The following is a 244-nucleotide window of genomic DNA, read 5'->3' as shown; positions in this document are numbered from 1 at the left end:
CCAATTCCTTGATGCGTAGCGCAAAGGCCTGCGTCTGTTCCAGGTCCCAGCCGCCATCGACCCAGTCGGTGGCCGACACCCGCACGCCCAGCGCTACCGAGGCGGGCGTGACCTCGCGCACCGCGCGGAAGACTTCCAGCGGAAAGCGCATGCGGTTTTCGAGCGAGCCGCCGTATTCGTCGTCGCGCTGGTTGGCCAGGGGCGACAGGAACTGATGCAGCAGGTAGCCGTGGGCGGCATGCAG

General features: G+C 67.2%; 1 pseudogene. It reads right to left on the bottom strand.

The window, feature by feature from the left end:
- Window positions 1–244, bottom strand: a pseudogene (locus SB751_RS34255) (oxidoreductase); the annotation flags it as partial.

The organism is Cupriavidus sp. SIMBA_020, from assembly GCF_046535395.1.
In the GTDB taxonomy this organism is placed as follows: domain Bacteria; phylum Pseudomonadota; class Gammaproteobacteria; order Burkholderiales; family Burkholderiaceae; genus Cupriavidus; species Cupriavidus campinensis.
The sequence above is the reverse complement of the archived record's forward strand: the minus strand, read 5'-3'. Positions and strand labels throughout refer to the sequence as shown.